18 protein-coding genes and 1 CRISPR repeat array are annotated in these 25,513 nt (G+C 61.9%); of the genes, 5 read left to right on the top strand and 13 right to left on the bottom strand.

Annotation, left to right across the window (positions count from 1 at the left end; translation table 11 throughout):
- Window positions 1-226: 226 nt before the first annotated feature.
- The 6 genes from cas6f to cas1f all read right to left on the bottom strand — a co-directional run bounded on the left by cas6f (window position 227) and on the right by cas1f (window position 9,177).
- A complete protein-coding gene (cas6f, locus tag AWB78_RS13105; RefSeq protein WP_062605010.1) occupies window positions 227-793 on the bottom strand; it encodes a type I-F CRISPR-associated endoribonuclease Cas6/Csy4 in 567 nt (188 codons plus the stop codon).
- A 5-nt stretch (window positions 794-798) separates the two neighbouring features.
- Entirely contained in the window at window positions 799-1,815 is a 1,017-nt protein-coding gene (gene csy3 / locus AWB78_RS13100) for a type I-F CRISPR-associated protein Csy3 (RefSeq protein ID WP_062605009.1), read from the bottom strand.
- A gap of 60 nt (window positions 1,816-1,875) precedes the next feature.
- A complete protein-coding gene (gene csy2, locus AWB78_RS13095; protein ID WP_062605008.1) occupies window positions 1,876-2,925 on the bottom strand; it encodes a type I-F CRISPR-associated protein Csy2 in 1,050 nt (349 codons plus the stop codon).
- Window positions 2,922-4,322: a type I-F CRISPR-associated protein Csy1 gene (gene csy1 / locus AWB78_RS13090; RefSeq protein ID WP_232477690.1), complete on the bottom strand. Its 1,401-nt coding sequence runs from the start codon at window positions 4,320-4,322 to the stop codon at window positions 2,922-2,924. The genes csy2 and csy1 overlap by 4 nt, the downstream gene beginning before the upstream one ends.
- A gap of 314 nt (window positions 4,323-4,636) precedes the next feature.
- Entirely contained in the window at window positions 4,637-8,188 is a 3,552-nt protein-coding gene (gene cas3f / locus AWB78_RS13085) for a type I-F CRISPR-associated helicase Cas3f (protein ID WP_062605006.1), read from the bottom strand.
- A complete protein-coding gene (gene cas1f / locus AWB78_RS13080; RefSeq protein ID WP_062605005.1) occupies window positions 8,185-9,177 on the bottom strand; it encodes a type I-F CRISPR-associated endonuclease Cas1f in 993 nt (330 codons plus the stop codon). Before cas1f ends, cas3f begins: the two co-directional genes overlap by 4 nt.
- Window positions 9,178-9,466: 289 nt before the next feature.
- A CRISPR array of direct repeats spans window positions 9,467-11,056; the repeat unit is 28 nt; unit sequence TTTCTAAGCTGCCTACGCGGCAGCGAAC.
- A gap of 365 nt (window positions 11,057-11,421) precedes the next feature.
- On the opposite strand from cas1f, the gene AWB78_RS13075 reads away from it, so the two are divergent.
- The 5 genes from AWB78_RS13075 to AWB78_RS13055 all read left to right on the top strand — a co-directional run bounded on the left by AWB78_RS13075 (window position 11,422) and on the right by AWB78_RS13055 (window position 17,038).
- Window positions 11,422-12,171: an SDR family NAD(P)-dependent oxidoreductase gene (locus tag AWB78_RS13075; protein WP_062605004.1), complete on the top strand. Its 750-nt coding sequence runs from the start codon at window positions 11,422-11,424 to the stop codon at window positions 12,169-12,171.
- A 64-nt stretch (window positions 12,172-12,235) separates the two neighbouring features.
- Complete coding sequence (locus tag AWB78_RS13070; RefSeq protein ID WP_062605003.1) at window positions 12,236-13,564, top strand: MFS transporter; 1,329 nt, start codon at window positions 12,236-12,238, stop codon at window positions 13,562-13,564.
- 26 nt (window positions 13,565-13,590) lie between these two features.
- Window positions 13,591-14,433 (top strand): transketolase, encoded by an 843-nt coding sequence (locus tag AWB78_RS13065; protein ID WP_062605002.1) that lies wholly within the window; start codon window positions 13,591-13,593, stop codon window positions 14,431-14,433.
- A complete protein-coding gene (locus tag AWB78_RS13060) occupies window positions 14,430-15,428 on the top strand; it encodes a transketolase family protein (protein WP_062605001.1) in 999 nt (332 codons plus the stop codon). The genes AWB78_RS13065 and AWB78_RS13060 overlap by 4 nt, the downstream gene beginning before the upstream one ends.
- Before the next feature lie 242 nt (window positions 15,429-15,670).
- Window positions 15,671-17,038: a DUF1996 domain-containing protein gene (locus tag AWB78_RS13055; RefSeq protein WP_062605000.1), complete on the top strand. Its 1,368-nt coding sequence runs from the start codon at window positions 15,671-15,673 to the stop codon at window positions 17,036-17,038.
- Here the strand turns inward: AWB78_RS13055 and AWB78_RS13050 are convergent.
- The 7 genes from AWB78_RS13050 to AWB78_RS13020 all read right to left on the bottom strand — a co-directional run bounded on the left by AWB78_RS13050 (window position 17,031) and on the right by AWB78_RS13020 (window position 25,513).
- Window positions 17,031-17,645, bottom strand: coding sequence for a DUF2894 domain-containing protein (locus AWB78_RS13050; protein WP_062604999.1), 615 nt, complete (start codon window positions 17,643-17,645; stop codon window positions 17,031-17,033). The two genes, AWB78_RS13055 and AWB78_RS13050, sit on opposite strands and share 8 nt — an antisense overlap.
- Window positions 17,638-18,285: an OmpA family protein gene (locus tag AWB78_RS13045; protein WP_062604998.1), complete on the bottom strand. Its 648-nt coding sequence runs from the start codon at window positions 18,283-18,285 to the stop codon at window positions 17,638-17,640. Before AWB78_RS13045 ends, AWB78_RS13050 begins: the two co-directional genes overlap by 8 nt.
- Window positions 18,282-20,681, bottom strand: a complete 2,400-nt coding sequence (locus tag AWB78_RS13040; protein ID WP_062604997.1) for a DUF802 domain-containing protein — start codon at window positions 20,679-20,681, stop codon at window positions 18,282-18,284. Before AWB78_RS13040 ends, AWB78_RS13045 begins: the two co-directional genes overlap by 4 nt.
- Window positions 20,682-20,691: 10 nt before the next feature.
- Complete coding sequence (locus AWB78_RS13035; protein ID WP_062604996.1) at window positions 20,692-21,378, bottom strand: DUF3348 domain-containing protein; 687 nt, start codon at window positions 21,376-21,378, stop codon at window positions 20,692-20,694.
- 120 nt (window positions 21,379-21,498) lie between these two features.
- Window positions 21,499-22,584 (bottom strand): linear amide C-N hydrolase, encoded by a 1,086-nt coding sequence (locus tag AWB78_RS13030; RefSeq protein WP_062604995.1) that lies wholly within the window; start codon window positions 22,582-22,584, stop codon window positions 21,499-21,501.
- Between the two features lie 38 nt (window positions 22,585-22,622).
- On the bottom strand, window positions 22,623-23,936 hold the full coding sequence (locus AWB78_RS13025; RefSeq protein WP_074173435.1) for a BatD family protein: 1,314 nt from the start codon (window positions 23,934-23,936) through the stop codon (window positions 22,623-22,625).
- Window positions 23,933-25,513 carry a vWA domain-containing protein gene (locus tag AWB78_RS13020; RefSeq protein ID WP_062604993.1) on the bottom strand — a complete coding sequence of 527 codons (1,581 nt, stop codon included), beginning with the start codon at window positions 25,511-25,513 and terminating at the stop codon, window positions 23,933-23,935. Before AWB78_RS13020 ends, AWB78_RS13025 begins: the two co-directional genes overlap by 4 nt.

Below are 25,513 nucleotides of genomic sequence, written 5' to 3'. Positions count from 1 at the left end.
TGATTTCTATCGCGAATAACATCCTTCCCACCAACGCACCCAAGTTTCCGGACCGTCCCTAAGTCATTGATTCATAGACCCGCCCCGGACGGTCCCAGAAAAAGGGTTAAAACCTTCGACACGGCATCCGTTGACCGTAAAGACGATAACGCCCTATACGCTCAAGCCCCGACCTTCCGCACCGCCCCTCCACTACATTTCAAGCGAAAACCAGTCCAAAGCAAACTCAAAACCAAGGCACCGTAGCCCCCCGACTCAGCCCATAACTATTAAACGCACCCATCACCCTCTCACCCGCCTCCCCTCGCTGGTCGATAAACAAGCAAAACGGCTGCCCCGTGCTCGCACTGCGCACGTGCACATAAGGCAAATCCGGTTGCCGTTCGACGCTGTCCGGAATCGCCGCCGACGCCTCCTCCAAGGTCTCCCCCTTGCGCCGCATGCGACGTCGACGCAAACGCTCCGCATTGGTCTTGAACTGCCGCCGTTGCACGACACGGTGCGTCGCCTCCGACGGCACCGGCATCACCCCGGTCAGGCGCACGTGATCTCGCATGCCCTGCAACCAGCCGTGCGCCATCAAACGCTGCAGACTCGTTTCGCCGCCATGCAGACGCAGCACACTGCCCAATGAACGCGGACCCAGACTGTATTGCGGAAAGCTGATTCCGATGTCCTCGGCCCGAAGCGCGACCAACGCGCGATGCAGCTTCGCCACGAGCGCGCCAAGCAGATGCGCGTGACTGAACTCAGGATCGGGCAATAACGTGATGTCGATATAGTGAGTCGTCATAGTCGTCAGCTCGCGTCGCCGAATACACCCCCGCGAATCAGAACGGCCATCACGAAGTGCTGCTGCTCCACCGGCGGCGTCTTGTCCTTGAGAACCCAGTCGTCGAGCAATGTATAAAAATCCTGCTTCAGCTTAGGTTGACGGTAGGCTCTCCCTTGCGTGGTGACCGAGCCATAGGGCTCGACCGCAATCGGGCCGAGTTCGCTCGCGCCCTCGTACCACGTATCGATCGTGCGCACCGCATTGCCGATCTTTTGCGAATGAATGGCAGCGACCTTATCCACCTGATACAGCGTCTTGCTTTTCCGGCTATTGCCCTTGTCGAGAATCAACTCCTGCGACGGGAACACTTCCTGACCCAGCCCGAGCCGCACATAAGCCGCCACGTGCAACAGCACGTGCGCGCGCCCCGCGAGACCATCGGCGATCAGGTTGCCCAGTTCCGTCACTTTCGAATCGAATTCATCCATGGCGCGCAGATTGAGCGATAACGCATCGAACGGCTCGCGCGGCAGCAACTCGCCGTTGCGCTGTTGCGCCACTTCGACCGACACCATCTCCGCGCCGATGCGATTGCGCCACAAGAAACGTCCATTGGCCAGATTGGCCGCATAGCGGTTAGCCAGTTCGATAAAGCCGTGCTTCGCGACATAGCCATCGACGACGCTTCGAAGCCTCGCTCGATAGGCTGCGCTATTGCAAGCCGAAGGCGTCCCCGCGCCCGACAGCACGCGCAACGTGAACCGGACCCTGAGCGTGTCCGCATCGGCGGGCAACGCGGCGACATCCACGGTTTGCAGATTGGCATTCTCGATGGCCGCGTCCAGCTTGGCCGGATCCTGCTCTTTGGTCTTGAGGCGATTCGAGATCGTGCCACGCACGGATTTATCGTTGATCGCTATCGGTGACCAGCCTGATGCATTGGCGCGATCTTCCCATCGGCCGGCATGAAACACCGCATCGGACGGGTCAAGTTTGCGTTCGAAGGCGAGAACGGAAGCGGTAGACAGCTTTTCAGACATCTTTGGAATTCCCTCGGAATAAGAAATGGAATAGCAGCGATCGATCCGGCATTGCCGGATTCAATCGAAATCGGGTAACTCGTCATCGGCGGATGCGGATGTGGATCGGTCGTGCACGTAACCGCTGCGGCATCTATATAGACCGCTATTGAGATCGGTCTCAGGTCGCCATAACAGTTCATGCACATGTTTCAGCCGATGCGGGCTGATCCATTCGCCGAACGAGTACACCGTCTCGGCGAACACGAACGGCGTGGACTCGTCGCGCGCGTTGGCGACAGTGCCTGGCGGTAACGGCTTCGTCAGCGCGGCATAGCCGACGGGCATCGGCACCGTCCAGCCTCCTCCCTTTTGCCTGTCGGGATCGACCCAGCGCAGCTTCTTGTTCGAAGCAGTCGGAACTTCGCTATCGGGCGTTTCATCCGTCACCGGCTGGTAGTTGAATCGCGCGGCATGAAGCCAGGCGTCGAGCAAGGTGGCGTTGGGCTTCTGCTCGCACAATGCGCGATGGCGATCCTTCAGCAGATCATCGCGACCGACCAGCGCAAAGCCAGGCAGCCACTGGCGACGCCAGCGGGCGAAACTGGCAGCTTGCTTCTTCGAATCCTCGGAAAGCGTTGCCATCCACGGACGCGTGGGCAGCACCGTCCCGCCGGCAACACGCATGCGTGCGACGATCTCGCCGATATGACTGGCCCATTCGGCCTGTTGCGCATCCTGATCGAGCGCCGACAGAGCGTCGGTGAGCGTTCCGGCAACTTGCTTCACTTGGAAAATCAGCGTGATGTCGAGATGCATCCGCCCTTCTTCCACGATCGCGGCGGTCTGGCCGCTGCTGTTCACGGGATTGCGCGTAAGACGGAAGGTTTTGACATAGCCGTCGTTCACCTGCTCTTCATAGTGATGACAGATCACGCCGATCTGGTGCAGCTTCAATGGAATGCTCGCAGCCGTGAGCTTGCGTTGCAATGCCCACATCAACCCGGTGAATGCGGTGATCGACGGGAAGCCATGGGTAAAGGGACTGGATATGGCGTTGGCGTTCTGTACACGCAGGTGGGGCAGTACGAGTAGCGCCTCGATGCCGGCAGGTAGGGTCGCGCCGCTCATTTGCTTGCTCGCAGAAGAGTCAGTTCATCATGGGTTTTGCGCCACGGAATGTAATTCGGCGCATCGAGCCGCTCGCGCAAACTGCGCAGGTGTTGCGTCCACGAGCTGTCGTCGCCCAGCAATGTCTTGCGCCAGTCGCGAGATTCGGGATATCCGACATCAGGTAGCTCGCTCCTCAATTCTTCATTGAGCCATTTGCCGAAGGATTCTCCCACTTGCGCAGGCCAGTCCATCCAAAGCCATCGGCTGGCGAACACCTCTTCATCCCGCAATTCGGCACGCAGTGGATCAAGCCAGAGTTTTTCTTCTTCCGCCAGTTTCTCGAACAAGGGTTCGCGGCTCCATCCTGCTTTCTGGTACAACAGTTCGTCGGCGTATGCGGTCAGTTCGTCGACAATCCTGTTCCTCAATTCGTCGACGCGATCGCGCACGTGCATATTCTTCGGCCGATCACTCAACAAGACCTTTTTCAACTGATCTATGGCGGCACGCACCAAAGGACGTGCGCCAAAAGTCCGCTCGAAAATCGATTTCGCCTTGACCGGAAGATAGTTTCGCTGGCTGTTCCAAACTGGCGGCAACGATGACAACAGGTAGTTATGCCCGCCGCGCTCGCTATTGAGCTGCGAGATGTTCTGTGGTTTGGTGCCGCCCAGCTTCTGCAATGCCAGATCACGGTATTCGCGATAAACGCCGTCGTGTGCCAAACCATTACGGCGGGCCTGACGTGCCAGTTTGTTGGCTTCGCCGAAACGTGTGTCCTGTATTTCTTCGTACACGCTCTGAGCGAGCGACGTAGCGTATAACGGGGCAATCAGATGGTATTGCGTATCGTCATCCGCGTCGTCTCCTGTCAGCCAGTACACCTGTTTGGCGCACACATGCGAACTGGGGCCACCTTCCCGTTCAGCTGTGAGGCTGATCAACGCCTCGCGCAACGAACGCGCTTCGGCTGGGTCATCATCGAGCGCCTGCAAAGCTTGAAGATCGTCGTCAACGAGTGCCTGAAGCAGAGAGCGTCCACCAACCGACAGCTTCAGCAGCTTGTACACGTCGAGCGCTGCCGCGTTGCCCACCACGTCCGTGATAAAGCTATCGCCAAGCGCGTGGCTGCCGACTTCTTCGAGCGTCGGCAAGCTGGAAGGCTCAACGTAGAGATTGGTACCGCGAGCTTCCGGGTGGATGGCTTTCAGTGAATGCGTGACAGCCTGAATCTGTATCACGCGCCTCGCCGCATTCTTCAGCCACGGGCCACGCTGATATTCGGTTACAAGTTCTGCTCGCTTTGGATCATCCGGCGAGAGCTTGTCGAGTTTTGCTTTCAGACGGTCGTGCAGAAAGGCATCGATTGCGACTCTGAAGGCGGATGAATTTTTTTGCATCACTGCTCTATTCATTCATTTTCCTAATTTTAATGTTGTTCTCTCTGATGCTGTCTGTTAAGAGTCACTAGATAACATCGGATGTTAAGGATCCGGATCGGCCAATCCGACTTGACCGGCTAACTCTTTCTAGTTGGTGGGTACAGCAGCACGGACGCACTATGGCGGGAAAGTCATTCTTCAGCCACGCGATTATTCTCAAAATGGCAGCGATCCCACAGCTAGCGAAATGTGCTACTTTTTCCATTCCCTCTACCGCGCAGGTAGCTTAGAAAGGCTAGCTCTTTCGCGTCGGTGCTTTCATTTTCTGCCGCATAGGCAGCATAACTTCACGTTTTATTGAACCCCAGCAGCGGATGAAACCACCATCCTTGCTTTGACTCAGGCAAGCTAACGGTGCCGACCTTCCGCGCGCCATCGAACAAGCTTTGCTCTCGCGCGTCAGCCCATAGCCGTAGCAGGTTCATAAGGTCGACATGACACCAAGGACCGATGCCCGGCCCCTCTAGTTCGGAATCGGGTATCCGTCTTAGCAAGTCGCGTATATCCACGTAAGGGGATTTCTCGCGATCCCGCTGATCGATAATGCGATGTAGCAGTAACTCATCCTCATCCTCCGAAGGCAGAAACGCTGCTTCTTCCCGTGCCTGCGGATCATGGCGAAAGCGCTGCAACTGCGGGAGCACACCCGTGAGCCAAATTCGAACGTGCTCCGGATCACGAACGTACCAATGCCGCGTCGCATCGCGCGACGCCGGCGTAAAGAGCTTACTGTTGTCGTCACGCGGCAGCATCGTGTCGCGCATTCGGCCGTGCTCCAATTCGATGAGACTACGATTCGGTTTCGGCGAATCGGCAAACCAGATACGAGGCCGAGCATCGATCGGCCACTGTCGCTGGCCTTCGGGCAAATTCAGCAGGCCGCTCAATCGATGAGACTTCAAATGAAAGTACACATCCGAATTCAACTGCTTTGAAGGAAACGGATCGTTCTTGTTTGGCTGTGCCAGAGGCATTTCGAACCCAGGCGTGCAGAACACCGGACCTGCGTGCTCATCGCTTCGTTCGAAATAGCGCAGATTCGTATCGAACACGGCGATATTGGCCCGCGCCACCGCACCCGCGCGATGCCGCCGCACGCGTCCCGCAAGCTGGATCAGCGAACGGATCGACGAGGGTTCTACAACCGCCCAGTCCGCATCCCAGTCTCTTCCCACTTCGCACACCGGCGAAGCCAGCACGATGAACATATGATGCGGCTCGGGATATGCATCGAGCAGCGCTCGCACCGAAGCATGCCCCAACGCCGGATCGTGTCCGTCTACTGCGGACCGACGATCGAACGCACCGTCGAGCTGTTGCTCGATGTGCGAACGCGCCAGCAGCGGAAAGTGCGAGTGATAAACGCACAAATGCACGCGCACGTCACGCACGGGCGCACCTTGCCGATACATCGCCCGCGCCACATCGAACAAGGGGCCGATATTCGCCATCCGAATCAGCCCCAGACTCACGCGCTTGCCGCTGGCCCCATCGACGACGTGATTCTGCTCATCCCTATGCAACGTCCACGCACACTGCAACGCGCGTGTTGCGAATGCTTCGCGGCGGTGGCTCGTCAGCATCGTCCGCCACGCCGGCACGGGCAGTTCCACCAGTTCGGCTCGTCGACGGATTTCCGCCTTGGCCAGCCGCTCGCAGCGCTTTTGCGCGAACGCATCGTGCTCACGTTCGAAGCTGCCACCATCGGCGCAGTCGGCGTGAGTTTGCGCGAACTCATCGACCCATAGACACGCGACGCATGGCGCATCGTCCGGACGTTCGCCGCGATTGCGCCGATAGTGATCGCGGCCATCGAGATAGGCGAGAAACAGCCCCTGCACGAGCGCCGGCGGCAACGTCGCGGACGACAACAATACGCGCGCGCCCAGCAGCCCCGCCCAATGGACGAGGCGGGTCAGCGCGGGCAGATCGGCCATGTCGAAATCATCCGGCTCGTCGAGGACCAGATCGCCGGTCATCAGCCGCAGCATCGGTGCTATCTGCCGTCCGCCTCGCAGACTTTCGGTGGCGGGTGTCAGGTGATCGACGGTGCAGACCAGCAACGGCGCCGCGATCAGGGAGCGCACCTGTGGATCGTCGGTCAATCGCTGGAGCAGCGGATGCTGGTCATTGCCTTCGAATAGCACCTGACCGCCCTCGTCGAGCAAACCTTGCCTCGACGCCGAACCGGTGGCTTCGGCCTGGCCTTCCCAGTAATCGAACAATGCGCGGCTGGCCGCACCACCCACCTTGATCGCCAGTTGATCGTCGTTCAATCCGAGATCGCGCTGAAAGCTGCGTCCGGTTTGCATCGTGAGCGTGCGCAAGCCGATCGCAAACGCGCAACGCATGCCGCGTTTCGGATCTGCCAGCGCATTCATGATGCGAGCGTTGCCCAGCGTTTTTCCGCAGCCCGTCGATGCCATGTTGACCACGAACGCGCCCTGCTCGGCCGCGCGCATCCGTATGCCGGCCGCGAGGTCAGCCGCGCGGTCCTGCCAATGGAAACGTGCCTCCTGATTGCGCTTCTTGAGCCCGCGATGATTCTGCAATGCAGGAAGGCTGCGCGTGAGCGTCGGCAGTGAACGCGCGACCAGCGACGCATGAGCTTGCACACCGAGCAGATGCTCGTCGAGCGTCTGATTGAACGATGCTGTCGAAACCGCCGGCGACGATGGATAGAGACTCCGCTGACGCCGCGTGTTGGCATACAGAGGATAGTCCGGATTGAGGAAGGGCTTGCGACGCGCCTCGTCTTCGATGCTGGAATAATGATGGTCCGCCAGCATCAGGCATAGCCGCGACACGTGCATGACGAACGGATCATCCAGCGCGGCGGGAATCATCGCCGGGTTCGATAGCGCCAACAGCTTGCCCGCATAGCGTGCCGCCTGCTTTCGCCATGAAGACGTGGCGACCGGCAGACCGCACGGAAAACGCCAATGCTTCGCTATCGTGGCGGCGTCTGCTGCATCGCGCGGTTCGTTCCAGTCCGCATCGACCTTCGACAGCAGATTCATCAACTGATGCCGGTTGACGCTGCTGATGTGCGCGCCGAACCGCCGCCACTGACGTTGCGGCTGGTCCAGGTCAGCATCGGTGCGTTGGTCCGGTTGCCGAACAGGCATGCAAGGCATCCGGTGATGCGTCAGTATCAGCCAGGCCACGGTCTGCGCCAACGGCGGCAGCGTCGCGAACGGCAGGCGATGCCTGGCTTGCGGCTCGTCCAGCCCGTCGCGCAGCAAGCGGCCTGATCGATGGTCGAGCCACTGCGCCTCGAACGTCTTTGAATTTGACTCCGCGTTCGCGCATGATGCGAGCCGATTCAGCCAGTCGGCGTCGTCGCGCGCATCGCCGACGAAGGCTTGAAACAGCCGCACCGATACCCATTCGTGACGGTAATGATTGCGCTCCTGCACGAAAGGCTTGCGCAACCGCTCCTGAAAGGCCTGCGTGGCCTTGCCCAGGTCGTGCAGCAACGCGGCCAGCGCAGCGAGGGCCGACATTGCGGGCAGGCGATGCCACGTGCTTTCATCCTCGACGCGCAATACATCGTTCGTCGTGGTGTTGGTCGGTACGGCGCCTTCCGCATTGAATTGCCGCGCGTCGCCGACGATCCACATCAACTCGCTATGGTCTCGTCCGCGTATCCAGTGACAGGCGACCGCCGTGTTCTTGCGCGCGCTCTGGCGCAGCAGCTTGCGCACCGTGTCCAGCCCCGCCTGTGTGATTGGGGTCTGCCAGGTGCGCTCGCCGCGTCGCTCGGCAAACTGATCGAGAATGCGCCGGGTCTCGTTCAGTGCGCGTTTCGTGCACTGCGCGACGAATAGCACGTTCATGGACGGGCATCCGTTGCGGGTGCTCGCGCGGCTGTCTCGGCGGCAATGGCCTTGAGCGTATCGATGATGAAGTCCAGCGACTCGTCACGCGTCATCGCCTCGATGCATTGACGGCGAAACTGCTGTTCGTCGTCGCCGCGCATGGCCGAGAGGAAGGCTTGCGGAAGGATGACCGCGTCCTTGATCAGATCGGCTGCATCGAACACGAGGCCGCCGCGTCGCGTTTTGCCGTGCAGCACGGCCAGTCCATGAGGCAGGCCGAGTACCCACGTCGCCGTCGCACCGAGGCCATAGGCCGGATAGTTGCCGTGATCGAGGAAGCGATTGGCGGCGTCGGTTCCGCTGCCGCGCTTGGCGCGCGTGAAGTCGCCATAGCCGACCGTGTCCACCGCAAGCTTGAACAGGGCCTTCGTGAGCCGCGCCTCGATGATTAAAAGCGCGGCCGCATCGGGCGCACCGGCGATCTGTGCGCTGAATTGCTGCACGAGCGACTGGAGGCGGTCGGTGTCCACCGTGAAACCGGCTTCGCGCAATGTGCGCGTGTTCCAGGCTTGCTGGAGTCGCGAGAGACGCTTCGTTTGCAAGTGTCTGGCGGCGTGAGAGCGGAGATCGTCGTCGAACCAGAAGCGCACCCATGCCTGCAGGTATTCGGTGGGCCGGTATTCGCTTTGCGGCGACATCCACGCTACTTCGATATCGATTTCAGCAGCGCTGAACAGCGGCGTGCCACCTCCGCCGCAAAAGCCGACCAGCACGCCGGCCTTGGCCAGTTCGCGCATCGCCGCCTGCGTGATGGATGTGCCTGAGCCGAGCAAGATGCTCGTCGTGTTCGCGATGGGGATGTTCCAGTAGAGGCTTTTTTTGCCGGCGTCGGTTAGGTACTCTACGCGGCCGCCATTTACGAGCACTCGGCAGTGTTCGAGGTAGTAGAGGTTGGCGCGTTTGGAATGGAGGATGGTTTTCAGATCGGAGGCGTGGATTTGGTCCATTTGTTTTTTTTGGTTTTTATGGTGGAGAGATCGAGCGGGAGTCTAAATTGAGTGAGAAATCTTGATTTATCACTCAGCTACTTTCGTAATCCAAAACAAACGGGGAAATCTATCAGCGAATTTATATGAGATAAAGCGACCGGGACCGGTTCATGACATAACTCAATCTCTTATGCGATATGCGGCCGCGAATCATGGCGACGAAGATTGTTAGCTGCTCTGTGATTTATGAATGTGCCGTGTGGCAGTGAATTGGGCGAGTTAGTTGGGCCACGTTGGACACGGTGAGTTTCTAAGCTGCTTCGACGGCAGTGAACGAAGGATGGCGCACCAACTCAAACGGCAATCGTTTCTAAGCTGCCTACGCGGCAGCGAACCGCGAAGAACTCGGCGTGCGCCTTGTCCCACTTTTCTAAGCTGCCTACGCGGCAGCGAACGGGATGAGCATGATCGGAAGCTGCGCAGTCGCGTTTCTAAGCTGCCTAGGCGGCAGCGAACTACCTGTGGGCGCTCGGTCAAAGCCGCTGGACTTTCTAAGCTGCCTACGCGGCAGCGAACACGCGGAAACCCTCTAGCGAGTTCTTGCGCACTTTCTAAGCTGCCTACGCGGCAGCGAACTGATGCCTTTCGTTCATCAGAAATTCGGCGAATTTCTAAGCTGCCTACGCGGCAGCGAACACGCTTTACGTGCGGTGGATCAACTTTCGAGGTTTCTAAGCTGCCTACGCGGCAGCGAACTCGCTCCGCTGGCGACTGCCGCGAGCCGGGATCTTTCTAAGCTGCCTACGCGGCAGCGAACCAAGTGACGAAAGCACAACGCGAAAGCGTCGCTTTCTAAGCTGCCTAAGCGACAGCGAACCTCTACGACAAGCAGGGCGGCGTCGATACGAATTTCTAAGCTGCCTACGCGGCAGCGAACCCCGCGCCCGTCTGCCCGATGATCGCCGTGTTTTTCTAAGCTGCCTACGCGGCAGCGAACGCGCCAGTTCGTCGATTACTTCCGGCTCGACCTTTCTAAGCTGCCTACGCGGCAGCGAACGACTGCTGCGAAGGTGACTGCCCGTGCGACGCTTTCTAAGCTGCCTACGCGGCAGCGAACGAACAAGCAACGTCGTACCGTTTCGACGACAATTTCTAAGCTGCCTACGCGGCAGCGAACACAGCGAACTCACAGAACACGGTCTCGAGCATTTTCTAAGCTGCCTACGCGGCAGCGAACAGACGGTGAGCGGGTCGTAACCGCCGCGGTATTTTCTAAGCTGCCTATGCGGCAGCGAACCCCGCGCCTTTCACCGCCGCCACGATCTTCGGTTTCTAAGCTGCCTACGCGGCAGCGAACGCGCATCTCGTTTTCGATCGCGAGCAAAAGAATTTCTAAGCTGCCTACGCGGCAGCGAACCCTGCGCCGCTCCGAGCGCACCGTGCGCGACTTTTCTAAGCTGCCTACGCGGCAGCGAACGCGTCCAATCCGCGTCACCAGCCCCCCGCGCCTTTCTAAGCTGCCTACGCGGCAGCGAACCTTAATTTCGCGGAGTTTCGTCTCGCTATGCATTTCTAAGCTGCCTACGCGGCAGCGAACACTCGGCGTGTAACAGGGTGGCGCGCGTCGAGTTTCTAAGCTGCCTACGCGGCAGCGAACCGGTGTCGTGGGCGGAATACGTGCGCGCGAATTTTCTAAGCTGCCTACGCGGCAGCGAACGAGCGCCGGGCCGCCGCTGTTGTTGGTCAGGTTTTCTAAGCTGCCTACGCGGCAGCGAACTGGCTCGCGGTGCGCTCCACGTTCATGGGGAATTTCTAAGCTGCCTACGCGGCAGCGAACATCCAGTTGCGACAACCGCTCGCCTTGCGCGCTTTCTAAGCTGCCTACGCGGCAGCGAACTAGCCAATAAAAACCGCAACCCCTTGATTCATCGAGAAAAACTCCCTTTTCTCACACCCGACCCAAAATTCCCGCCCCGCGTCTAAGTCGTTGATTCATATAGCCACAGAAACGCGCCCGAAAAAAGGGTAATGCCACGTCCGCCGATCCCTCGCCACTGAAACTCCCGCCCGGGCTCGCAGCACTCTATCAGACACCGCCCCCCAGCACCCCACCGCCCAACCTGCCCGCCTCCACCGCTCGCCCCACCCCAGACACCCCCACACCTGAAAATTTCTCAGCAATACCTGAACCAAACTCCGTTGATCCTCAGGTCGAAGACGCACAAACTGCGTCCACACCCAAACAAATCCACGGAGACAACGATGTTGCTCGAGAACCAAGTAGTGATCGTCACGGGCGCGGCTTCGGCGCGCGGTATCGGCAAGGCAACCGCCAAAGCGCTCGCCGCGCAAGGCGCGCGCATCGTCGTGCTGGACCTGAAGGAAGCCGACGCCCAAAGCGCCGCGAACGATCTGGGCAACGGTCATCTCGGCCTCGCCTGCGATGTCACCGACAAATCCGCGTGCATCGCCGCCGCCAGCGCGACGATCGAGAAATACGGGCGCATCGACGTGCTCATCAACAACGCGGGCATCACCCAGCCGATCAAGACGCTGGAAATCGGCGCGGATAACTTCGATGCCGTCATCGGCGTGAACCTGCGCGGCACGCTCAACATGTCGCAAGCCGTCATTCCGCAGATGAAAAAGCAGAAGAGCGGCAGCATCGTGTGCATGTCGTCGGTGTCGGCGCAGCGCGGCGGCGGCATCTTCGGCGGGCCGCATTACAGCGCGGCGAAAGCCGGCGTGCTCGGTCTCGCGAAGGCGATGGCGCGCGAGTTCGGCGGCGACGGCATCCGCGTCAATTCGATCACGCCGGGCCTCATCCAGACCGATATCACCGGCGACAAGCTCACGCCCGATATGCGCGCCGACATCATCAAGGGCATTCCGCTCGGCCGGCTCGGCGATGCAGCGGATATCGCGAACGCGTGCCTGTTTCTTGCGAGCGATCTGTCGTCATATCTCACGGGCGTCACGCTCGATGTGAACGGCGGCATGTTGATTCACTGATCGCACGCACCGGCGCACTCGGCATAACCGAGGCGCCTTGCCAGCAATATGGTAGGAGACTCAGATGAAATCCAAACTCGCCACACCGGCGGCAAGCGCTGTATTCGCATCGTCGGACGATGCAGGCAGCTTCGAATCCAAGACCTATGCCAAGGTCGGACGCCGCCTCATTCCCTTCCTGATGCTGTGCTATCTCGGCGCGTATCTGGATCGCGTCAACGTCGGCTTCGCCAAACTGCAGATGCTCAACGATCTGCGCTTCAGCGAAACGGTATACGGCATCGGCGCCGGCATCTTCTTTCTCGGCTACTTCCTGTTCGAAGTGCCCAGCAACGTGATCCTGCATAAAGTGGGCGCGCGCAACTGGCTCGCGCGCATCATGCTGACGTGGGCCGTGATCTCCGCGAGCTTCGTGTTCGTGAAGTCGCCGACCACCTTCTATGTGCTGCGCTTTCTGCTCGGTGTCGCCGAAGCGGGCTTCGCACCGGGCGTGATCCTCTATCTCACGTACTGGTTCCCCGCCGCGCGCCGCGCAAAAGCGCTCTCGCTGTTCTTCATGGCGATTCCGCTCGCGGGCATCGTCGGCGGACCGCTCTCCGGCTACATCATGCATGCGTTCCAGGGCGTGCACGGGCTCGCCGGATGGAAGTGGCTCTTCATGCTCGAAGCTCTGCCCTCGCTCTTCCTCGGCGTCGCGATCCTGTTCTATCTCGACAACGGCATCGCCGGTGCGAAGTGGCTCAGCGACGAAGAAAAGGCGCTGCTCAAGCGCAACGTGGAAAAGGACAACGCCCAAACCGTCAAGCACGTGTCGATCCGCGCGTTCATCGGCGATCGTCGTCTGTGGCTCATGGCCGCGATCTACTTCTGCGTCGTGCTGGGTCAATACGGGCTCACCTTCTGGCTGCCGACGATCATCCGCCGCACCGGCGTCGCGGACCCGCTGTGGGTCGGCATCCTCACCGCGATTCCGTATATCTGCGCCATCATCGCGCTGCCGCTGATCGGTGCGAGTGCCGACAAGCGCCGCGAACGCCGCCTGCATCTCGCGATTCCGATGCTCGTGTCCGCAGCAGGCTTCGCCACCTTGCCGATGCTCGGCGGCGTGGGCGCCTCGATCGTCTGCGTGAGCATCGCGGCAGCGGGCATTCTCGCGTCGTCGTCGCAGTTCTGGTCGCTGCCCACTGCCGTGCTCGGCGGCATGTCGGCGGCGGCGGGTATCGCGGCAGTGAACTGCTTCGCCAATCTCGCGGGCTTCTTCTCGCCGGCCATCGTCGGCTGGCTCAATGACCTCACGGGCAAATCGACCGCGGGCCTGATCTTCATCTCTGTGGCTGTGGTGCTGGGCGCGGTACTTGTGTTCTTCGTGCCCGCCAGGACCGTCAATCGCTGATTCCAATTCATTCAAGGAGACAACGCATGAGTACTCCCGTCATCGAGGAGGTGACGCTCGCCGAGCGCGCCTACCGCATCCGCCGCAACGCGCTTCTGATGGGCGAAGTGCAAGGCCAGGGTTATATCGGCCAGGCGCTCGATATCGCCGACGTGCTGGCCGTCGCGTACTTCGGCGCGATGAACTATCGCCCGGAAGATCCCGAATGGGAAGGCCGCGACCGCTTCCTGCTGTCTAACGGTCACTATGCAATCGCGCTGTACGCCGCGCTGTTCGAAGCGGGCATCCTGCCGCAGGAAGAACTCGAAACCTACGGCAGCGACGACAGCCGCCTGCCGATGTCCGGCATGGCGAGCTACACGCCCGGCATGGAGATGTCCGGCGGCTCGCTCGGTCAAGGGCTCACCATCGCGGTGGGACGTTGCCTCGGCCTCAAGCGCAAAGGCTCGAAGTCCTTCGTCTACACGCTCTTCTCCGATGGCGAGCTCGACGAAGGCTCGATCTGGGAAGGCCTCATGTCCGCCGCGCACTGGAAGCTCGACAACCTCATCGCGATGGTCGACGTGAACAATCAGCAAGCCGATGGCCCTTCGACGCAGATCATGTCGTTCGAGCCGCTCGTCGAGAAGCTCGAAGCATTCGGCTGGTATGTGCAGCGCGTGGACGGCAACGATATCGACGCCGTGAAAGAAGCCTTCGACAATGCGCGCAACCTGAAGGATGCGAAGCCGCGCATCATCGTGTGCGATACGAAGATGGGCTGCGGCGTGCCCTTCCTCGAACAGCGCGAGAAAAACCATTTCATCCGCGTCGATGCCCATGAATGGCAACTGGCGCTCGAAGCACTCGAAGCAGGGAGACAAGCATGAGCACCATCGAGAAGAAGCCGCGTCTGAAGACATCCGCGATGATCGCGTCGATTGCAGGCGAAGGCCAGCTCACGCGTTCAGCACCGTTCGGCCACGCCCTCGTGGAAGAGGCGCGCACGAAGACGAACATCATCGGCATGACGGCCGATCTCGGCAAGTACACGGACCTGCATATCTTCGCGAAGGAATTTCCCGAGCGTTACTATCAGATGGGGATGGCCGAGCAACTGCTGATGGGCGCGGCGGCAGGCTTCGCGCATGAAGGCGCGCAACCGTTCGTCACGACGTATGCGGTGTTCGCGACGCGCCGTGCGTATGACTTCATCCATCAGACGATCGCGGAAGACAATCTCGATGTGAAGATCGTCGCCGCGCTGCCGGGGCTCACCACCGGTTACGGCCCGAGCCATCAGGCGGCGGAAGATCTCGCGCTGATGCGCGCGATGCCGAACATGACCGTGATCGATCCGTGCGATGCGCTCGATATCGAGCAGATGGTGCCCGCGATCGCCGCGCACAAAGGTCCGGTGTATGCGCGTCTGTTGCGCGGCAACGTGCCCGCCGTGCTCGATGAATATGACTACCAGTTCGAGCTCGGCAAGGCGAAGCTCGTGCGCGATGGCCGCGACGTGCTGATCATCTCGTCGGGCATCATGACGATGCGCGCGCTCGAAACCGCGAAGGCGCTGCAAGCCGACAACGTCGACGTGGCCGTACTGCACGTACCGACGATCAAGCCGCTCGACACCGAAACGATCATCCGCGAGGCGCAGCGTTCGGGACGTCTCGTGGTCGTGGCCGAGAACCATACGGTGATCGGCGGCCTGGGCGAGGCAGTCGCGACCGCCTTGCTCACCGCGGGCGTGACGCCCACCTATCGTCAGATCGCGCTGCCCGATGCGTTCCTCGATGCGGGCGCGTTGCCCACGCTGCACGATCGCTACGGCATCTCGACGAATGTCATGGCGAACACGATCAAAGGCTGGCTCGCGTAGTTTCATCTCCTGCAAACGAAACGCCATCCGTGTATCGCGGATGGCGTTTCGTCGTGTACGGCCCTCGGCATTCCATGCGGCGCTCGAGCTGCCACATGAAACCGAAACAGTGAAGCCACTCGCTTCCGGTCTCCGATGCGCTTCCTGAGTTTCTTCGTTTTGCTTATCTGATTGAGAAGTGCCGGTGAATGATCTATTGCTCTAGGCACCCCAATCGAGCGCGTGCGGAGACCCAGGACATCATGAAAACGAAGGCCTCTTTTGTTTTACTGCTTAGCGCTTTATTCGCCTTGACGATTTATTCGCCGTCCGTGTTCGCCGCCGGCACTTTCTCTGTCTCTTGCAAATACTCGCACACGAAACCGGACGATTCCATCGTCCGCTACGGTCTGCCGGGAACGGCCATGCAGCACGATTTCTTCGGCAATACCGGCACGGACGCGTATAGCGACTACTCGACCCTGAGCGCCAACAAGTTGACGACCTGCGACGTGAGCGGTGATGTGTCCGCTTACTGGGCGCCGCAGCTCAAGCGCGCATCCGGCATCATCGTGCCGGACTTCGCGAAGACGTACTACAAGAACGATCAGCCCGTCATGCCGGTCAGCCCGATTCCGCCCGGCCTGCAGATGCTGGCTGGCGATCACAGGGGCACCGGCCCGAATCCGCAGATCAACTATCTCTGCCGCGGCGGCAGCGGCTACACGACGACCGCACCGACATCGTGTCCCGTCGTCACCGATTCGAACGGCACCTACGCGCAGCTCAACATTTCGATTCACTTTCCGGATTGCTGGAATGGCAAGGACACGACGCCGCCGCGCATGACCGGCTCCGGCCACACCGGACCCATGGCGTTCATCGGCTACATGGCCTATCGGAATAAGGACGGCACCTGCCCGGCAGACTTCCCGGTGAAGATTCCCGAATTGCAGATGAACATCCAGTACTCGCTCGACCAGGACCCGGACCTGTCGACAGCCCAGCTCTCGATGGACCCGCAGTTTGTCGATGGCGCATGGGTGCCGCAATGGGGATCGCTCTATACGGCCCACGCGGATTTCATCTCCGCATGGAAGGAGGACACCATGAAGTACGCGGTCGACAAATGCAGCAACGCGAACACGGGCTGCGCCGGCAACCTTCCCACCTACTACTCGCCCGCGACGGCGGACGCGTGGATCAGTTCGACGGGCGCCGTCTCGGCCACCGACACGCAATTGCAGGTCGGTCCCGGCGATACGATCCTGATGAAGTTCCCGACGCCTGTGAACACGACGGACTATCCGTGGTCCGGTGCGAAGCTGCAAACGAAGGGGCAGAACGTGACGGATTCGAGCGCGATCATGCTGAGCCTCTACGCGGCTAAAACGGACTGGACCGAAACCAGCCCCATGCCGCAGGCTGGCGATTGCACGCAGCAGTCCATCGGCGGAATCTATCTCGACAATGTCGATCAGCCGCGCCTCAACGACGTGACGAACTATATCCGCAGCAGCATCGCGTCCGGCAGCGCGATGATCGGTATTTGCGTGCGCAACACCACGGGCAAGACCGTCGTGTTCTCGTCGCGTGAAGGCACGTACGCGCCGGCGCTGTATCTCAAGTAGCGCGATCGGCCGGGCGCGATTTGCCGCGCCCGCCTTTCTTCGTGGCGGCGGCGCGGGGCGCGTCCTTCGCGGCCGTGCCGCCGCTTCCGGCCACCATCTCTTCCATCCACGAAAGCGCATCGGCGTAGGCGAGGAACTGCTCGAGATAGCCCGGCGATACCTCGCGCATCAGCGACAGCGACCGGTGCACGAGACTGCTCGAATTGAGCGGCCCGGCGTTCTTCGGCACCTGTGCGAACGAATCGCGCAACTGCTTTTCCGCGCTGACCTTCGACCACACCGCGCGAAAATAATCGAGCAATTCCACATGCGATGTCTGATGCATCGAAGACGCCTTCGCGATGTCTTCGACGAGCATCGCCAGCGGTCCGCGTTCGGAAGCGTCCTTGCTTTCGGCGCTATTCGCAGCGGCACGTTCGATATCGCGCCGATACGCATCGAGCAATTGCGCGACACGTTCATCGAGCATGCGTCGCGCCTCGCCTTCATACGCGGCTGCGCGCCGGTCCAATGCATCGATGAGATGGAAGCGCACGGGATTCGCACGATCGTCGCCGCTCGCGCGCCATGCGTCGAGCAACGCGCGTGCCGATGCCGCGCTACTCATGCGCCTTCACCGCATCGTTCGATGGCCGCGGCACCGCGGAAATTTCCACGCGCCGGTTCTTCGCGCGCCCGCCTTCGTCGGCGTTGGAGCTCACGGGCTGCTCCGAGCCGAACGCAGCGGCAAACACCGACGACGACGGCACGCCCGCATCGATCAACGCGCGGGTCACCGTCAACGCGCGTTTCGCGGAAAGCTCCCAGTTGTCCGCGAAGCGGCGGTTGCCTTCGTGCACTTGCTGATCGTCGGCGAAACCGCTCACCATGAGAATCTCCTCATGCGCGCGCAGATAGCTGTCGAGCGGCCCGGCGAGGCTCTTCAGCACGTCGCGGCCCTGCGGCTGCAACTGATCGGAGTTGAGCGCGAAAAGCACATTGCCGCTGATGCCGATGCGCCCGTTCACGAGCGTCACGCGTCCCGACGCGAGCGGTCCCGCGAGCGCCTGCTCCAGCGTCTTGCGGCGCTGCGTTTCCTGCTGCCGATGCTTCACTTCTTCGTCGAGCTTGTTTTCGAGCTGCAACTGCACGCCGATCACGCCGACGAGTATCAGCACGAACGCGCCCAGCAGCACCGACATCAGATCGGCGAACGCGGCCCAGATCGGCGCAGCGTGTTCCGCGCCGCCGTCGATTTCCTCGTTCATGCCGCCCGCGCTCCGGCCACGCGCTGACCCGCGATATGCTGCAAGTCCTCGACGATCTGCTTCTGCGACATCATGCTCAGGTCGATCACTTCCTTCGCCTGCGCCACGTAGTACGCGAGTTGTTCATCGCTGCGCGCGAGCGATTTGTCGAGCGCGCTTTCGATGCGTTCGAGATGCGCGACGAGCTTGTCGTTCGATGCGCCGAAGGACTGCACCGCCGCGCCGAACGCGTCCGACAGGCTCGCCATTTCGACGGCGCTCGTCGTCACTTGCGCGGCCATCGCGCCGAGCTTGCCGGCCTCGCTTTCGACCGTGCCGGTGAACTGCGTGCCGACGCGTTCGAGCAATGTCGCCGAGGTATCGACCAGTGCGTCGATCGCGGCGCGTTGCTCGTTCGATGCGAGATTCACGGCATCGAGCAAGGTCTCGACCGTGGCGAGCAGACGGCTGCGCTCTTCGAGCATCGCGGTATCGCGGACCATCGAATCGGAGAGCTTCTGACGCATCTCGGCGACCACTTCAGCCGCGGCCTTCGGTGCTTCCGATGCGGCCTGCACGAGACGCTCGATCTCCGCGACGGTCGCGCTCGCATGCGCCTGCGATTGCGCGGACATGTCGTGCGCGGCTTGCGCGAGCGCATCGCAGATGTCCTTTTGACGATTCGCGGCCACCGTGCTCGTTTCCTGCCATTGATCGCGCAGCGAAGCGGTCATCGTATCGAGCGCGTTGCTCCATGCCGCGAGACGTTCTTCGCCGCGTTGAGCGAGCTCCGCGCGCAGGTCCGCGTGCGAGCGGTCGACCGATTGCACGAGCGATGCCGCGTGTTGCCCGAAGCTCGCTGCGGCGGCGGTCAATGCGCTCTGATTCTGTTCGGCTGCATGTTCGTTCGCGCGCGCGTGCTGCGCGAGCGCTTCATTCCAGGCTTGCGACAGGTTGCCGGTTGAGGTTTCGAGGCGCGCGGTGACGTCATGGATCAGGCTTGACGAGCGCGTTTCGAACGTCTGCGCGAAGCGTTCCAGCGATGCGTCCATGCGCGCGACGAGCGCATCGCTCGACTGCGCGTGCTTCGCAACCGACGACGCCAGCCCGCCCGACACGCGATCCATCTGCACGGACACGCCATCGACGAGGTTCGTCGCGCGCGTTTCGAACGTCTGCGCGAAGCGTTCCAGCGATGCATCCATGCGCGCGACGAGCGCATCGCTCGACTGCTCGTGCTTCGCAACCGACGACGCCAGCCCGCCCGACACGCGATCCATCTGCGCGGACACGCCATCGACGAGGTTCGTCGCGCGCTGATCGAATGTCAGCGCGAAGCGGTCGAGCGATCCGCTCATCTCGTCGACGAGCGCCGCATTCGACTGCGCGTGCTTCGCAAGCGACTGGCTCCAGATCTCCGCGACTTTCGCCGACGATGTCTCGAAGCCGCTCGACAATCCTTCGAGCTGACGCGCGACCGCCTGCTCGACGTTACCGTGCAACGTCGTCACTTCGCGCGCGATGCCGTCCATCGTCGCCTGCATGACCGGCTGCAGCGCGGCGCTCGCAGCACGCGCGCTGTCAGCGACGCTCTGCTTCAACGACAGCTCCACCGATGTCGCGAGCCGCCGGTACGACGTTTCCGCCTTCGCATGAAACGCGTCCTGACTCGCGATCTGCCGTTCGCTCGCCGCGATGCTCTGCTGCTCGATCGCGAGCGTCATCGACTGGAGACGGTCGACGAGCTTCGGCATCAATTCCGTCTGAAGCTGCAGCAGCTTGAACGTTTCCTCGCGCTGATGCGCCTGCGTGAAAGCGCGCAGCGTCGTCGCGATCTTCATGTCGAGCTGCTGCGTGACCTGCACGCGTTCGCGGCGGCATAGCGCGGACAAAAGGCCGAGCATCGCGGACGTGGCGACGCCCGCGATCGACGTGCCGAACGCGAAGCCGAGGCCCGTGACCGGCGCGGCGAGCGACGCGCGGATCGCCGTCAGATCCGATGCGCTTTGCAAGGCGGTGCCGGTGCCGCGCAAGGTCGCGACCATGCCGAGCAGCGTGCCGAGCATGCCGAGCAGCACGAGCAGGCCGACGAGATACGGCGCGAGTGCCGGTCCGGGCAAAGCGGCGCGCTCGCCTTCGACGCGCAGACGCACCGCATTGCGCAGGCTCGGATGCAGCGTATCGAGCCACGCAGCGAGGCTGCGCGGTGCGCTCGCGAGTTGCGCGACGGACTGTTCGAGCGTGACGGTGATCTGCTGATAGCGACGCAGTTCGGCCGCGCCCGCGAGATAGCATCCGGCGATCACGAGCGTGACGGCGAACGCGATTGCATTCGACGCGATATACGCGATGCCGATGCCGAGAACCGCGGCGAGGCCAATCGAGAAAACAACGATGTTCAAAAGATTTCGGGGCATAGCGAGCCAGTTAGCGGGTGCGAAGAGCCGCGAGCAAGCCTTCGATCGGTTGAAAACGAATATCCAGTTCGGCGAGCAGCACGCTTTGCAGGTCCTTGCGAAACACATCGAGCCATGCGTTGGGCGTCGATGCTTCCTGCGAAGCGTGGACGCGCTTCAAGCGCTCGAAGTGCTTGCCGAGCAATGCGGGCACGTTGGCGAGCAGCGTGCGCTCGCGCGCGCTCAATGCCTGTTCCATGACGGCATCGACGACGGCGAGGCGCGCCATGTCCTGCGACTTCGCCGCGAGCATCGCCCGCAGCCGTGCGCGCAGCGCGCCGATGTCGGACTCCATCGCCTGCTGCAGCGACACATAGCGCTGGCGAAAGTCCGCGTAGTCGGGCGGCGCCTCATCCGGCGACGGCTGCACGGCCGCACGATGCCTGCGGCGCGCGGCTGCTTCCTCGCGCGCGAAGGCGCCCGCGAGCGAGGACCGCACGCGCGCGCACTCCTCTTCCACGCCCGGCGCGGCGGATCGCGCGCCGAATGCGGCGGGCGGATCGGTCGCGAGCGCGGTGGACAGCGCGATCGCATCGGTCCAGCCGAGCCATTGGCTCAGGCGGTCCGACAGCGATTGAGCGGGTTCTTGAACGTCGAGATCGGCAAAATGTGCCAGCAGGCGAACGAGCGCCGGGCCGCTGAATGCCGTGCGCTTCATGCCTTGCACAGGATCACCGGGGGCAAAAGGACAGTATTTTACCTTCGCCGGCGAAGTCGCTGCCTCGTTTCGTGTCGAGTCATGGCGACGCGGCGGCGAGCGCGCCCCTCGAGGCGCCCGTCAAGGCGCTTTCGCGGGCATGAAAGCGAACGCGGGCGCCGCGACGAAGCTGCCCGCCGCCTCGCCCGAAAATACCTGTCCCGCATCGATCGTGAGCTTCATCACCGGCGCGCCCGGATTCAGGTTGAGCTTCTTCAGCGACACCCAGAAGGTATCGGGCCGCGTGGCCGAATCGAAGTAATAGACGAGGTTTTGCTGATCGGAGACCGTGCGCCATATCGTCGATGACAGGTTCGGCTGCTCCGGCGCGCTGATGCCGAGCGGCACGCTCACCGAACGCATGACGCTCATCACGCTCGCCACCGCCTGAAACGCATACGACTTCTGCGGCACGCCCGCCATGTAGTTCGCATCGGCCTGCTTCGGGATCGCATCGAGCAGAAACGACGCGCGCACGAAGCGATCCGCCGCGCGATTCGTGCCCGGCAAAAAGCCCATGCCGCCGACGCTCTTCCAGTACGTGTCGATCGCGAGCTGCTCGTCGTAGATCGGCGAATTCGTCATGACCTTGTACTTCTTGCCCTGATGAATGATGAGCTTGCCGTTGATGTATTCGAAAATGGCCGAATCGCCGCGCGCATCCGAAAGCGAAAGATGAATCGTGAGCGGTTTGCCGTTGGGCAAAGGCGGCGCGATGATCTGGAACGGCTCGCGCGACATCACATAGACCGCTTGCCCGACGGTCGCGAAGTTGTCGAGCGCGTATTGCGCCCACAGGCTGATCGACATCGGATCGCGCTTCGGGTCGGGCTTGCCGTAGTCGGTCTCCGCGAGATAGAGCGCATTGGCGACGAGCCCGCGCTCGTTCATGCCATCCACCGTGCCGATCTCATAGCCCGACACCACGACGCTCCCATACTTCGATTTCCATTTGATCGAGCGCGGCCCCGCGTTGCCATCGCGTTCGATGCCCGCGGGCATCACCCAGAGATTCGAGCGCATGTCCTCGGACCAGTCCATCGAGCGGCCCGTGATGACGAGGCCTTTATCGCCGACATAAAGCGCCCGCGTACAAGCCAGCGCAAGCGACGTGGACAGTAATGCGAGCGCGACGATGCACGCGAGCTTCCGAGTCAGTCGAGTCATGGCCGTTTCTCCTCCCGTCGATGATTGAAATGCCTGCGTCATCCTTCATTGAGCGGCGGCAGCGCCGGGCCGCGCGTGCGACGCGCTCGCATCCATCGCGCCCGGCGATGCAGCGTCACGCTCAGGGCGCTGTCCGTGCCTTCGTAATACGATTCGACGGCCTTCGCGACTTCCTTCAGCGCAGGCTCCGCATCGCGATCGAGTTCGTCGAGCCGCGCGGGATGCGCGAAGCGCGGGTTCGCATCCATCCATCGATAAAGCGCCGGAATCACGCGCTTCATCGCGCCCGAATCGACGGCTTGCTTCAACGCGCGCCACGCGGCGAACTCGCCTTCCGCCCGCTTCCTGCGCGCCGCGATCCACCAGCGCGACAGCCGTTCGAGCCACGTTCTCATGCGCGGATAGAACCACACGCCCGCCGCCACGCACGCCAGCACGATGCACGCATACACGATGTCGCGCGCATTCAGGAAGATCACCGTGTGACGCGCCGCGCCTGCGAGCGCATCGGCAGGAATCTCCCATAGCGGCTTCTCGTGAGCCGCGCGTGCAGTGAAATGTACCGCAGGCAGATGAATCGTTTCGCGCCGATGCGCCGCCGTGTTCCACCATTCGATGTCGATCGGCGGCAGTTCATAACGCCCGCGCCTGTTCACGACATACGTGACCGTATCGGTCCGCTCGCCCGCGACGAGCCCCGTCCTGTCGTCGGAGATATTGCGCGTGGCGGGCGGCTTCGGATAACGGCGCAAGCCTTCGATCTCACCGAACGGAACCGGCGCGATCAGCATCGACTCGGTCGCATCGGCGCGCTGCGTGACGATGCGCGTCACCGTGCCGCCCACTTCGAGCGCGCCGTCGCCAGGCTCGATGCGCTGCGTCGCCGTGACCTTGGGCGCGGGAAAGAATGACGCCATGCCTTCGGCGCCGGGCGGCAGCGTCGCGGTGAAGCCGAGCGGCGGCGTTTGCAGCGCGACCAGCGTGTCCATGCCGCCCGGATGCAGCGTAATCGAAAACGATGGCACATCGAACGCGCCCGACGCGCGCGGCACGATGCGATAGACACGGCTCACGCCGAACCATCGCACGCCGTCTATCGTCTCATTGAGATTCAGCGCGTTGTCATCGGGCAGCGTGACGAATGCATCGCGCATCTCGAAGAGCGGCCAGTCCGGCGCGGCGGTGAACCAGGTCGTCGTCAGCGCATCGACGACGAGCTTCACCGCGCTGCCCGCCACGACCGGCCCCGATGGTTCGAGATGCGCGCGCAGCATCGTGCGTGGCGCATCGTCGGCCCATGCGAACGAGCATGCGAGCCACATGCAGAGCATCGCGACGATGCGGCGCATCATGGTCCGCCTCCCGCTTCTTGAGCGAACCGCTGATGCAGGAACGCCGCCGGCGATGTGTTCAGGTTGCGCATCCATGCTTCTTCGGAAGGACGCTGCCCCTGTACGGGCACTCGCTTGCCTTCTTTGCCCTTCTTCTTTTGCAGGTCGATCTGATCGGGTTTCAGCGTCGTCGATTCGTCGCTCTCGTCCTTGTCGTCCTCGATGAGCTTTTGCACCAGATCGCGGTTCGCGCGCGCATCGGCGAAATCGGCGCGACGGGCAAGCGCGTTGTCGTATGCCTTCACTGCGCCTTCATAGTCCTTCAGATGCGCAAGCGTGTTGCCGATGTAGAAATACGCCTGTGCCGTATCCATTCGCGAGAACGTTTCGAGCGCATCCGCATAATCGCCCGCCAGATATTGCGCGCGGCCTTTCCACATCGGATCGTCGAAACGTTGCGCGGCGCGCTTGTAATCGCCGTGCTCGAAGCTCCATCGGCCCTGTTGATCGTGCGTCGCGAAGAGGTCGAGCCATTCGAACGATGCCGCGCGCGCCTGTGTCGGCACGCCGGTCGTTGCAAGCGCAATCAATATGACCGGCAGCCACTTCACCGTCCATCCGCGCCTGAAGCAATAGAGCGCGACCATGAGTATCGGCAGGACGAGCCAGTAGCCGCTCTCCTTCCAGCGCGGCACGATCTTCGCTTCCTGCGCCGCCTCAAGATAGACCTGCGCGCGGCGCTGAACCCATTCGATATCGTCGTCATCGGCGCGCATGCTCGCGAGCGGAATGGATGCCGCCTGCGTGATCTTGCGGATCGCGGCGGCATCGAAGGTGCCGGTGAGCGGATGGCCCGCATCGTCCATCGCGAGTTCGCCGTTCGATTTGCGTATCGGACCGCCGTTTTCCGTGCCCACTGCGAGCCATAGCAGCTGATGCCTCGACGCCTTCGCGATACGCACGAACGCATCGGTGCCGCTTTCGTCGAAGCCGTCGCTCATGAAGACGATCGTGCCCGCCGCTTCGGTCTTTTGCAGCATGCGCTCCGCCATCGCGAGGCCCGCCGCCGCGTTCTTGCCATCGCGCGGCATCAGCTCGGGCGCGAGCGCGGGCACATAGAGTTCGAGCATGGCAGGGTCTTCCGTCGGCGGCACGACGAGATGCGCGCTCGATGCGAACACGACGAGCCCCGTGCGCGCGCCCTTTCTCGCCGCGGCGAGATCGAGCACCTTCTGCTTCGCACGCTCGATGCGCGTCGGCGCGATATCGGCCGCATCCATCGAACGCGCGAGTTCGAGCACGACGACGAGCGGCGCCTTGTCCTGATCGAAGGGCGGACGCTCCTGCTGCCATGTCGGTCCCGCAACGGATATCGCGCCGAGCGCGATCAGCGCGGACAGCGCATGCACCGGCTGCACGCGGCGCCGCGTCTTTTCGCCGACGATCAGATGATCGAGCAAGTCCGGCGCGATGATATTGCGCCAGCGCGCACGCACATCGTTGCGGCGCAGCCAGACGAAAGGCAGCAGCACGGCGGGAATCAGCAGAAGAAGCCACACCGGCCGCAAGAAATGGAACGCGGTGAGATCGATGGCCAT

The sequence above is a fragment of the Caballeronia calidae genome (assembly GCF_900044055.2).
Classification (GTDB): Bacteria; Pseudomonadota; Gammaproteobacteria; order Burkholderiales; family Burkholderiaceae; genus Caballeronia; species Caballeronia calidae.
Note: the sequence above shows the minus strand (reverse complement) of the source record. Positions and strands in the feature narration are given on the sequence as shown.

What these genes read in the sequence shown, in the direction of transcription:
- AWB78_RS13025 (WP_074173435.1), bottom strand. Translation starts at nt 23,936, where the DNA reads ATGATGCGCCGCATCGTCGCGATGCTCTGCATGTGGCTCGCATGCTCG.
- AWB78_RS13040 (WP_062604997.1), bottom strand. Translation starts at nt 20,681, where the DNA reads ATGCCCCGAAATCTTTTGAACATCGTTGTTTTCTCGATTGGCCTCGCC.
- AWB78_RS13050 (WP_062604999.1), bottom strand. Translation starts at nt 17,645, where the DNA reads ATGAGTAGCGCGGCATCGGCACGCGCGTTGCTCGACGCATGGCGCGCG.
- cas6f (WP_062605010.1), bottom strand. Translation starts at nt 793, where the DNA reads ATGACGACTCACTATATCGACATCACGTTATTGCCCGATCCTGAGTTC.
- AWB78_RS13035 (WP_062604996.1), bottom strand. Translation starts at nt 21,378, where the DNA reads ATGAAGCGCACGGCATTCAGCGGCCCGGCGCTCGTTCGCCTGCTGGCA.
- AWB78_RS13070 (WP_062605003.1), top strand. Translation starts at nt 12,236, where the DNA reads ATGAAATCCAAACTCGCCACACCGGCGGCAAGCGCTGTATTCGCATCG.
- csy3 (WP_062605009.1), bottom strand. Translation starts at nt 1,815, where the DNA reads ATGTCTGAAAAGCTGTCTACCGCTTCCGTTCTCGCCTTCGAACGCAAA.
- AWB78_RS13020 (WP_062604993.1), bottom strand. Translation starts at nt 25,513, where the DNA reads ATGGCCATCGATCTCACCGCGTTCCATTTCTTGCGGCCGGTGTGGCTT.
- cas1f (WP_062605005.1), bottom strand. Translation starts at nt 9,177, where the DNA reads ATGGACCAAATCCACGCCTCCGATCTGAAAACCATCCTCCATTCCAAA.
- csy2 (WP_062605008.1), bottom strand. Translation starts at nt 2,925, where the DNA reads ATGAGCGGCGCGACCCTACCTGCCGGCATCGAGGCGCTACTCGTACTG.
- AWB78_RS13075 (WP_062605004.1), top strand. Translation starts at nt 11,422, where the DNA reads ATGTTGCTCGAGAACCAAGTAGTGATCGTCACGGGCGCGGCTTCGGCG.
- AWB78_RS13055 (WP_062605000.1), top strand. Translation starts at nt 15,671, where the DNA reads ATGAAAACGAAGGCCTCTTTTGTTTTACTGCTTAGCGCTTTATTCGCC.
- AWB78_RS13045 (WP_062604998.1), bottom strand. Translation starts at nt 18,285, where the DNA reads ATGAACGAGGAAATCGACGGCGGCGCGGAACACGCTGCGCCGATCTGG.
- csy1 (WP_232477690.1), bottom strand. Translation starts at nt 4,322, where the DNA reads ATGAATAGAGCAGTGATGCAAAAAAATTCATCCGCCTTCAGAGTCGCA.
- AWB78_RS13030 (WP_062604995.1), bottom strand. Translation starts at nt 22,584, where the DNA reads ATGACTCGACTGACTCGGAAGCTCGCGTGCATCGTCGCGCTCGCATTA.
- AWB78_RS13060 (WP_062605001.1), top strand. Translation starts at nt 14,430, where the DNA reads ATGAGCACCATCGAGAAGAAGCCGCGTCTGAAGACATCCGCGATGATC.
- AWB78_RS13065 (WP_062605002.1), top strand. Translation starts at nt 13,591, where the DNA reads ATGAGTACTCCCGTCATCGAGGAGGTGACGCTCGCCGAGCGCGCCTAC.
- cas3f (WP_062605006.1), bottom strand. Translation starts at nt 8,188, where the DNA reads ATGAACGTGCTATTCGTCGCGCAGTGCACGAAACGCGCACTGAACGAG.